This is a genomic window from Microbacterium sp. ACRRU (assembly GCF_022346945.1).
Classification (GTDB): domain Bacteria; phylum Actinomycetota; class Actinomycetes; order Actinomycetales; family Microbacteriaceae; genus Microbacterium; species Microbacterium mcarthurae.
In genome coordinates this window covers 21,443-31,257 of the sequence record NZ_JAKRNI010000031.1, presented here as the reverse complement: position 1 = coordinate 31,257, position 9,815 = coordinate 21,443, and the positions used below count along the sequence as shown (strand labels likewise).

At 72.3% G+C, this 9,815-nt stretch carries 7 protein-coding genes; 3 read left to right on the top strand and 4 right to left on the bottom strand.

The window, feature by feature from the left end; translation table 11 throughout:
* Nucleotides 1–98 precede the first annotated feature (98 nt).
* The 3 genes from MHY30_RS12630 to MHY30_RS12620 all read right to left on the bottom strand — a co-directional run bounded on the left by MHY30_RS12630 (nt 99) and on the right by MHY30_RS12620 (nt 6,300).
* Nucleotides 99–995: a hypothetical protein gene (locus MHY30_RS12630; RefSeq protein ID WP_239277244.1), complete on the bottom strand. Its 897-nt coding sequence runs from the start codon at nt 993–995 to the stop codon at nt 99–101.
* A gap of 326 nt (nt 996–1,321) precedes the next feature.
* Nucleotides 1,322–3,406, bottom strand: a complete 2,085-nt coding sequence (locus MHY30_RS12625; protein WP_239277243.1) for a YhgE/Pip domain-containing protein — start codon at nt 3,404–3,406, stop codon at nt 1,322–1,324.
* Nucleotides 3,403–6,300: an MMPL family transporter gene (locus MHY30_RS12620; protein ID WP_239277242.1), complete on the bottom strand. Its 2,898-nt coding sequence runs from the start codon at nt 6,298–6,300 to the stop codon at nt 3,403–3,405. Before MHY30_RS12620 ends, MHY30_RS12625 begins: the two co-directional genes overlap by 4 nt.
* Nucleotides 6,301–6,423: 123 nt before the next feature.
* Here MHY30_RS12620 and MHY30_RS12615 point away from each other — a divergent pair, with 123 nt between their 5' ends.
* Entirely contained in the window at nt 6,424–7,050 is a 627-nt protein-coding gene (locus MHY30_RS12615; protein ID WP_239277241.1) for a TetR/AcrR family transcriptional regulator, read from the top strand.
* Here the strand turns inward: MHY30_RS12615 and MHY30_RS12610 are convergent.
* Nucleotides 7,037–8,044: an o-succinylbenzoate synthase gene (locus tag MHY30_RS12610; RefSeq protein ID WP_239277240.1), complete on the bottom strand. Its 1,008-nt coding sequence runs from the start codon at nt 8,042–8,044 to the stop codon at nt 7,037–7,039. The two genes, MHY30_RS12615 and MHY30_RS12610, sit on opposite strands and share 14 nt — an antisense overlap.
* A gap of 48 nt (nt 8,045–8,092) precedes the next feature.
* Between MHY30_RS12610 and MHY30_RS12605 the strand changes: the two genes are divergently transcribed.
* Together MHY30_RS12605 and MHY30_RS12600 are read left to right on the top strand one after the other, a co-directional pair.
* Nucleotides 8,093–8,890, top strand: coding sequence for an LLM class F420-dependent oxidoreductase (locus tag MHY30_RS12605; RefSeq protein ID WP_239277239.1), 798 nt, complete (start codon nt 8,093–8,095; stop codon nt 8,888–8,890).
* 5 nt (nt 8,891–8,895) lie between these two features.
* Nucleotides 8,896–9,798 carry a 1,4-dihydroxy-2-naphthoyl-CoA synthase gene (locus MHY30_RS12600; RefSeq protein WP_239277238.1) on the top strand — a complete coding sequence of 301 codons (903 nt, stop codon included), beginning with the start codon at nt 8,896–8,898 and terminating at the stop codon, nt 9,796–9,798.
* Nucleotides 9,799–9,815 lie beyond the last annotated feature (17 nt).

Genomic DNA, 9,815 nt, shown 5'->3' with positions numbered 1-9,815 from the left:
ACCCAGGCACGCCACCGCAGCGCACGACCGCGCTCCGTTCGGCCGGCCAGGCCCCGGCATTCCCCGCGCCCCGCGCGGGTCGCATCGGGACTGCCGGCCTACGGGCCGGGGCGCCAGCCTCGGGAGATCAGCGCGGCACGGACCGGGCCGACGACGTCGCGCTCGGGGACGCGGAGGTGGTGGTCGAGCACGCGGACGAGGAGCCATCCCGCTCCGGCGATGGCGCGCCACCGGTCGGCGTCGCGGCGGAACTGGTCGAGCGCGGCGTGTTGGCGCCCGTCGTACTCGACCGCGACACGGTAGGCGCGGTACGCGAGGTCGAGTCGAGCGACGAACTGGCCGTCCACATGCAGGTTCTCGTTCAACTCCGGTTCGGGCAGCCCCGCGCGGTGGAGCAGTAACCGCACCTCAGTCTCCCGCGGCGATTCTGCGCCGGCCCGGGCGAGGTCGAGGGCGGTCTCGAGGTCCGCGGCCCCGCGTCGACGGAGGCGTTCGAGGGCGGCGCGGAGATCCTCGCGGTCGGCGTCCCGCCGGGTCAGGACGGCATCGACGGCCGCGACCAAAGCGTCGAGCGGGACCATTCCCCCGAGCTGCGCCCAGGTCTCGGCGGCCGAAGGGACCGGGAGTCCGTGGCGGAGGGTCAGGTCGGCGCCATCCATCCGGAGCCGATGGCCGATCACGCCGACCGACCGCGGCTCGCGTGCGGGACGGTCGGCCGCCACGTGGAGGTCGCGTAGGGCGTAGCCGGGGAGCGGCAAGTCCCAGAGCGCGGCGGCGGTGGTGTGGCTGAAGAACTGACTCCCGCGCAGCCGGGGTGCGTACGCCACGCACCGGTCGAGCACTTCGTCGAGCGGATGATCGACCCCGACTCGTACGCCATGGAAGGGCGCGAAGAGGTCGTGAGCGAACAGGCGCCCCGAGGCGATTCCCTCCCGGCGGGCGGTCGCGATGTCGAACGCGGGTCCGAGGTGGTCGGGCAGGGCGGAGCGACGCATGGCGCCAGGAAACCGCACCCGCATCCCTGGCCGTCGCGGCCTCTCGCCGTTCTGGGGATGGCGAAGGCACACCGTGTCGTGTGGAGGAGGGGCACTCACACAGGTGCGGGGTGGTCTACCCCGCGTTGAATGTCCAAGACACGCGGATGCGGGAGCGGCTCGTCCGCGTGTCTTGGACACTCAACAGGGAGAGGCGCCGCGCCCCCGCGCAGCGCCCCGGCGTTGCGTCCCCGCGCCGCGTCCCCGCGCCGCGTCCCCGCGCCGCGTCCCCGCGCTGCGCCCCCGCGCTGCGCCCCCGCGCCGCCGCGCCGCGCCCCCGCGCCGCGCTACGCGGGCTGGGCGGCTGCGCGCACGGACGCTGTGCGGTGCCGGACCACGACGAGCGTCGTCACGATCAGCGCGAGCACGGCCCAGACCGCGAGGCCGGCGACACCGGCCGCCACCCCGCCCGACGATGCGAGGGCGCCGAGCATCGCCGCGTAGGCGGGGGAGGTCGGCAGCAGCGACGCGAGACCCGCCAGGATCGGCGGCACCGTCGAGACGATGTTGGCCGCGACGGCCAGGGCTCCGATCACGGCCGCGACCCAGCGTCCCGCTCCGCCGAAGAGGGCGACGAGGGCCTGGTTCACCGCGGCGAACGCTACTCCGGCGGCGATGCACACGAGGGCGAACAGCGCCCAGTCGCTCCAGTCGTACTGGGATGCCACCTGCACGACGCCCGCGACGAGGATGCCCTGCACGGCGCCGATGATCGCGGCGGGGGCGAAGCCCCGCAGAGCGACGAGGCCCGAGGCGCGGCGGCTCGTGAGCGCCCGCGCCGACACGGCCTGGAACGCGACGAACGAGGCGAGGCCGCCGAACCAGAGCACCGCCATCGCCAGCAGCGGCACCGCCGCGATGCCGAACAGGGAGTCGCTCACGCCGGACGCCGAGACGGGGTCGGCGACGACGTCGGCGAGGTTCTGTGCCTGGGCGTCGGTGTAGGTCGGCAGTTGCGCGACGGCCGTGTCGAGCCCGTCCGCGAGCGACGAGGTGCCCGAGGCGACCTGCTCCACGCCGTCGGCGAGCTGCACGGCTCCCTCCTCGGCTCCGGCGACACCGGATGCCAGCTGCGCGGCGCCGCTGCTGAGGCCCGCTGCACCTGTGCCGAACTGTCGTGCGCCGTCGGCGAGCTGGTTCGCACCTCCGGCGAGGCCGTCGACGCCGCCGGCGATGGTGTTCAGGCCGTCCGCGGCTTCGGTGGCGCCGCCGGCCAGCCCGCGGGCGCCGTCGGCGAGCTGCTGGTTCGCGGCGGCGATGGTGCGGATGCCGGCGGGCAGCTCTGCGGCGTCGCCGGCGAGCTCGCCGATCCGCGTCACGGTCGCCGTGGCCTGGGGGAGTGCGGCGTTCGCATCGGCCGCTGCGGCGCGCAGCGCCTCGCACTGCTCGGGCGTGCCCGTGCACTCGTCGGCGGCCGTCTGCAGCGCTGCGGCCGCCGCCACGAGGGCGTCGTTGACCTGCGGCGCGGCTTCGGACAGGTCGGTCGCGATCTGCGCGAACTGCGGCGGGATCTGGTCGGCGATGCCGTTGATCTCGTTGGCGAGCTGTTGGTTGCCGTCGGCGATGGTGTTCGCACCGCCCGCGAGGTCGCCGACACCGGCGGCCGCCTCGCGCGTGCCGCCGGCCAGCGCGGTCGCACCGCCGGCGAGCTGCGACGCGCCGTCGGCCAGTGGGCCGGCTCCCGCGGCCAGCTGCTGCGCGCCGGTGGCGAGCTGCGCGGCTCCGTCCGACAGCTGCCCGAGGCCGTCGGCCAGTGCGTCGGCACCGTCGGCGGCTTGACCGGCGCCGTCGGCGAGCTGGTGCGCTCCACCGGCCGCCGTGCTCAGCTGCTCGCCGAGGGTGGTGAAGCCGAGGAACACGTTGGTCAGGTACTGCGACGACAGTTCGCTCCCGAACACCGACGAGGCGGTGGATGCCAATTGGGCGGTGATCGCGCCGTCGACGACGCGCGCGTTGGGCGCGGTCTCGACGCCGATCGTGGCTCGTTCGGGTGTTTCGCCCGGTCGCGTCGAGAGGGCGGCGGCGGTGAAGTTCTCGGGGATCGTGACGACGGCTGTGTACGTGCCGTCCTTCAGGCCCGTTGCGGCGTCGTCGTCGTTCGAGATGACCCAGTCGATGTTGCTCGGCTGGTCGTCGGCGCCCTCGACGAGTCCGCCGGTGAGCTGCCGGCCCAGGGGCACGAGCTGCCCGTCGAGCTCGACGGCCTTGTCGTCGTTCACGATGGCCGCGGTGATGTTGTCGAGACGGTCGGTGGGGTTGTAGAGCGCGCCGACGAGGATGCCACCGATCACAGCGGGCAACAGCAGCACGCCGATGAGGGTGAGCCAGGTCACGGGGCGGCGCGAGCGGGAGCGCTCGACGGGGACGGTCATGCGAACACCTCGGAGAGATCGGTGAAGGACTCGGGAGCCGGTCGGTGGCGGTGGGGAGACGGGAGGGCGAGCGAGGTGACGTCGGGGCGGTGTGCGTCGGCGAGGAGCGCAAGGGCGCGGCGCTCGTCGCGGGCGGAGACGACGAGGGTGAAGGCCCCGGAGGCGTCGTCGCTGCGCTCCCGCGCGGCGGCCGATGCCCGGCGGATCGCCTCGGCGACATCGGCGCGGGCGTCCGCGTCGAGGCGATCGACGTCGCACAGCACGGCCAGGCGTGTGCGGCCCGACACTGCGCTGTCGACCTCGGCTGCGACCGTTTCGGCGTCGTCCAGCAGGGCCACGCCCACCCGCGAGCGCACCGTGCCGGCCCGCTCGGGCAGCAGCAGCCCGTCGACGCGCAGGCGTCCCTCGATCGCCGAGAGGCGACCGGCGAGGGCGAGGAGCAGGGGACGCGTGACGCGGGTCTCCCCGGTGACGAGCAGCGTGCCCCCGTATCCGAGGCGGAGCTGCACGTCGGCGAAGGCGGGGTCGTCGTCGTCGCGTACCGTCGCCGCGCGCAGGTCGTCGGCCGCGATCGCGATCGCCGGCTCGGAGGGCCAATCGGCGAGTCCGAGCTCGCGCTCGACGGCTTCGCCCTCGACGTCGAGCTTGGGCAGGAGCCGGTCCAGCCACCGCGGCATCCACCAGGCCTTGGCCCCCAGTAGCGCGAGGATCGCCGGCACCAGGGTCATGCGCACGAGGAACGCGTCGACGGCGACGCCCACCGCGAGGCCGAGGGCGATCGGCTTGAGGCTCGAGTCTCCCTCGGGCACGAAGGCGACGAACACCGAGAACATGATGACGGCGGCGGCCACGACGACCCGCGCCGAGCCCCGGAAGCCGCTGCGCACGGCGCCGAGGGCGATCTCGCGGGGGGTGCGTCCCTCGCGGGAGGCGTGCACGTAGTCCTCGCGCATGCGCGAGACGAGGAACACCTGGTAGTCCATTGCCAGACCGAACAGCACACCCATGAGCACGATCGGCATGAAGCTGATGATGGGGCCGACCTTCGCCACGTGCAGGGCGTCGGCGAACCAGCCCCACTCGAACACCGCGGCGACGACGCCGAAGGACGCAGCGACCGAGAGCAGGTACCCGCCGGCGGCGGTCAGGGGCACCCAGATCGAGCGGAAAACGATCATCAGGAGGATCAGCGACAGGCCCACGACGAAGATGCCGAAGGGGAGGAGCGCCGCTCCGAGCTGGTCGGAGATGTCGATCGTCACGGCGGTGTAGCCGGTGACCAGCAGGCGCACGCCGAACTCGTCGTACAGGCGGTCTTCGGCGGCGCGCAGTTCGCGCACGAGGTCGGCGGTGCGCGGGTCTTCGGGACCCGTTTCGGGGACGATCTGCACGATGCCGGTGTCGGCGGTCTCGTTGGGGGTGGCGAGGGCCACCTCGGCGACGCCGGGGATCTTCGCGACCTCGTCGCCGATGTCCTGCATGAGCGTCAGCGGATCGTTGGACGTCACGATCGTTCCGGTCATGATGAGCGGGCCGTTGGCGCCGGGACCGAAGTACTCCTCCGTGAGCTCGTACGTGGTGCGTGCCTCGTTGCCCTCGGGGAGCTGACCGGCGGTCGGGAGGGTCAGGGCGAGGCTTCCCGCCGGGATGGCGGTGACGCCGAGGAGGCCGATCACGGCGACGGTCGTGATGACGGGATGCCGTGTCACGAGGCCCACCCACCGCTTGGCGGGACCGTTGCGTTCGGCGCGCGCTTTGGCGGCGGCGACCTTCTTCTCGCGCTCGAGGGCGGCGGCGTGGACGGCGTCGGCGTCCTCCTGCGCGGACATGCCGCGACGGCGGCGCGATGTCGTGCCGCGCGACCCGTAACCCCAGCCGACGACGCGGCCCTTGGCGAAGCCGAGGAGCGCCGGCGTGAGGGTGAGGCCGATGCAGACCGCGATGGCGACCGCGACCGACGCGGCGATGCCCATCGTGGTCAGGAACGGGATGTTCGCGAAGCCGAGGCCGATGAGCGCGATGAGCACGGTGATGCCGGCGAACACCACGGCCGACCCGGCGGTGCCGGTGGCCCGCGCGGCGGACTCCTCGGGGTCCATCCCCTCGCGCACCTGATCCTGGTGGCGCGAGACGATGAACAGGGCGTAGTCGATGCCGACCGCCAGGCCCAGCATCACCGCCAGCAGGGGGGTGGTGGACGACACGGTGGCGAACCCGGTCGAGATGAAGATCAGGGCGACGGACAGCGCCACGCCGAGGATGGCGGTGGCCAATGGCATCCACGCCAGGCGCAGCGAGCGGAACGTCAGCATGAGCACGATCGCGGCGATGACCACGCCCAGAGCCTCGGTGATGGTCGCGCCGGGGACCTCGGTGGCGAACAGCTGACCGCCGAGCACGGCCTGCGAGCCGCTGGGGAGGGCCGCGCCGAGGGCCTCGGTGTCTTCGCGCAGGCCGTCCTCGGTCGCGGCGGGGACCGCGGTGGCCTCGCCCGAGAATTGAATGCGGATGATCGCGGCGCGATCGTCGTCGGAGACGCCGCCGGAGATGCGGTCGTCGAAGGCGTTGGTGACGGCCTCGACGAACTCGAGGGTGCCGATGTCGTCCACCGCGGTGCCGATGGCGTCCTGGTAGGCCTGGTCGCGCACGCTCGCGCCGTCGGCGGAGACGACCACGATGTCCGCGCTCGCGCCGCTGACCTGCGGGAACGTGCGGGAGAGCATCTCGAGCCCGGCCTGGGATTCGGTGCCCGGGATCGAGAAGGTGTTGTCGGTGCCTTTGGCGAACAGCGCCACACCGCCGCCGGCGAGCGCGAGGATGAGCAGCCAGGCCGACAGGACGCGCCACGGGTGGCGGAACGACCAGCGGCCCAGGGTGTACAGGAAGGTGGACACGGTGGCTGCTCCCGAGGTCGGCGGTGGGTCGATACAGCACCGTATCGGATACAAGACTGTATCGTAGTGATGCGGGCTGACCTACAACCTGAGTCTCGCCCGTGAAACGAAGAGGAGCGCGGCATGACCGATACGGCACCGGCGCCGTCGCGACGACGCGAGAACACCCGCACCCGACTCATGGATGCCGCGGCCCAGATGTTCGCCGAAGAGGGGATCGACGCGTCCTCGGTCGAGGCCATCTGCGAACGCGCCGGCTTCACCCGCGGGGCCTTCTACTCGAACTTCGCCTCCAAGGAGGAGCTCTTCCTGGCCCTCTGCGGGCGCTCGGCCGACACGACGCTCACGGCCGTGCGCGAGCGTGTCGCCTCGCTCGAGGTCACCGAACTGGATGCCGACACCGAGGTGCGCAAGATCGTGCAGGAGGTGCTCGAGGTCGCGGGACACGACCGGCTCGACGTCCTGCTCGGGGCCGAGATCCGCGTGCAGGCGCTGCGCAACGGCGATTTCGCGGAGGCGTACCTGGCGCTTGACCGCGGACTCTCCGAGAACGTCGCCCACCTCGTACGCGATGTCGCACAGGCGCGCGGCCTGTCATTGCGCCTGCCCCTCGACGAAGCGACCGATCTGCTGCTGTCCACGTGGATCGCCGCGTCGGAGCACGCGCTCATCACACGACGCGACCCGAACCGCGCCCGGCGTGACCTCGCCGAACGTCTGGCGCACCTCGTGGCGCTCATCCTCGAGTGACGTCGGCCTCGAGCAGCCGATAGCACCGGGTGAGGCGCTGCAGCCACAGGTCGCGTCGCTCGGCGGGCGCGGCGACCCTGTCGAGCCCCGCCGTGGTCGGTACGGGACGAGACACGGCCAGAGCCCCCGCGCGCGGCCGGAGGGGTTCGGCGACGACGTCGGCGGTGAACAGGGATGCCGTGCCGAGGCCGCAGTCGTATTCGAGGTCGGGAAGCGCGGCGGCCACGGCGAGTCCCATCGACAGTCCGATCGAGGTGTCCAGGGCGCTGGAGACCACGGCCGGCAGGCCCGCATCGGCGACGAGGGCGAGCGCGGCGCGGACCCCGCCGAGCGGCTGCGCCTTGATCACGAGCAGGTCGGCCGCGCCCGCGCGTGCGACCCGGAGGGGGTCGGCCGCCTTGCGGACGCTCTCGTCCGCAGCGATCGGGATGTCGAGGTAGCCGATGCGCTGTCGCAGCTGCGCGAGTTCGTCGACCTCGGCGCACGGCTGCTCGATGTACTCGAGGTCGAACTCGGCGAGGGCGTGGACGGCGCGCTCGGCCTCGTCGACGTTCCACCCGCCGTTCGCATCGACGCGGATGCGGCCCTCGGGCCCCATGGCCGCGCGGACCGCGCGGACCCTCGCGACATCGTCGGCGAGCACCTGGCCGGCCTCGGCGACTTTGACCTTGGCCGTGCGGCATCCGTCGAAGCGGGCGAGGACCGCGTCGACCTCGTCCGCGGTGACCGCGGGGACCGTGGCGTTCACGGGGATGCTCGCGCGAAGCGGCGGAGGGGTGGGATGCCACCCGAAGTCCACGGCCGCCGCGAGCCACGTCGCGGCCTCCGCGTCGTCGTACTCGATGAAGGGCGAGAACTCCGTCCACCCCTCGGGCCCTTCGAACACGACGGCCTCGCGCGTCCGGATGCCACGGAACCGGGTCGCCAGCGGGAGGGCGACGACGCGGGCCGTGGCCAGGACGTCGGCGAGCGGGGGAAGCGCGGTGGGGCTCATCGTCCCATCCTGGCCCGCGCCGCGGACCGCCGGGAATAGGCTGACGCCATGCTCTTCGACACCCCGGTCCGGCTCGGCGTCCAGATCCAGCCGCAGCACGTGCAGTACTCCGACATCCGTGACGCCGTCTTCCGCCTCGAGGAGATGGGCGTCGACATCCTGTTCAACTGGGACCACTTCTTCCCGCTCTACGGCGACCCCGACGGTGAGCACTTCGAGTCGTGGACGATGCTCGCCGCGTGGGCGGAGCAGACCGAGCGGGTGGAGTTCGGCGCCCTGGTCAACTGCAACAGCTATCGCGGGGCCGACCTGCAGGCCGACATGGCCCGCACCATCGACCACATCGGCAAGAAGGGCGGCGACACCGGTCGCTTCATCTTCGGCACCGGGTCGGGGTGGTTCCAGCGCGACTACGACGAGTACGGCTACGAGTTCGGCACGGCGGGCTCGCGCCTGAACGCGCTCGCCGGCGACCTCGACCGCATCGTCGAGCGCTGGGGCAAGCTCAACCCCGCGCCCACGCGGAAGATCCCCGTCATGATCGGCGGCAAGGGCGAGCAGAAGACGCTGCGCATCGTCGCCCGTCACGCCGACATCTGGCACAGCTTCGTCACCCCCGAGGAGCTGCCGCACAAGTTCGAGGTCATCGAGCGCTGGGCCGAGACCGAGGGGCGCGACCTGTCGGGCCTGGTCGTGTCGAACGAGCTCAAGGACCGCGACGAGGACGTCGCCGACGCGCTGTTCGACGCGGGGACCCGGCTGTTCACGCTCGGGTTCTCGGGTCCGGACTGGGACTACTCGATCATTGAGCGCTGGCTCGCCTGGCGGGACGCGAAGAACGCCTGAGTCCCGTGAGCGTCTCCGACATCTTCGACCCCGCCGAGTGGACCCTGGCGCCCGGCGCCAAGGGGTACACCGACATCACGGCCCACGTCACGCACGACGGCCGTGTCGCCCGGATCGCGTTCGACCGTCCCGAGGTGCGCAACGCCTTCCGGCCGCACACCGTCGATGAGCTGTACCGGGCTCTCGACATCGCGCGGCAGGACCACCGCATCGGCGTCGTCCTCCTCACCGGCAACGGGCCCAGCCCGAAGGACGGCGGGTGGGCGTTCTGCTCCGGCGGCGACCAGCGCATCCGGGGGCGCGACGGGTACAAGTACTCCGAGGACGAGGACGCCGTGGCCGATCACGGCCGCGCGGGACGGCTGCACATCCTCGAGGTGCAGCGGCTCATCCGGTTCATGCCGAAGGTGGTCATCGCGGTCGTTCCCGGGTGGGCGGCGGGCGGGGGGCATTCGCTGAACGTCGTGTGCGACCTGTCGATCGCGAGCGCCGAGCACGGACGCTTCAAGCAGACGGATGCCGACGTGGGATCGTTCGACGCCGGTTACGGCTCGGCCTACTTCGCGCGGCAGATCGGGCAGAAGTTCGCGCGGGAGATCTTCTTCCTCGCCGAGGAGTACTCGGCGCAGCGGGCGTACGAGATGGGTGCGGTGAACCGTGTCGTGCCACACGTCGACCTCGAGCGCGAAGCCCTCGCGATGGCCCGCACCATCCTCACGAAGTCTCCGACGGCCATTCGCATGCTCAAGTTCGCGTTCAACGCGGTCGACGACGGCCTGGTGGGCCAGCAGCTGTTCGCGGGCGAGGCCACGCGGCTGGCGTACGGCACCGACGAGGCCGCCGAGGGGCGGGATTCGTTCCTGCAGAAGCGCGACCCCGACTGGTCGGGCGTCCCGTGGCACTACTGATCCTCGGATGCCGCGGC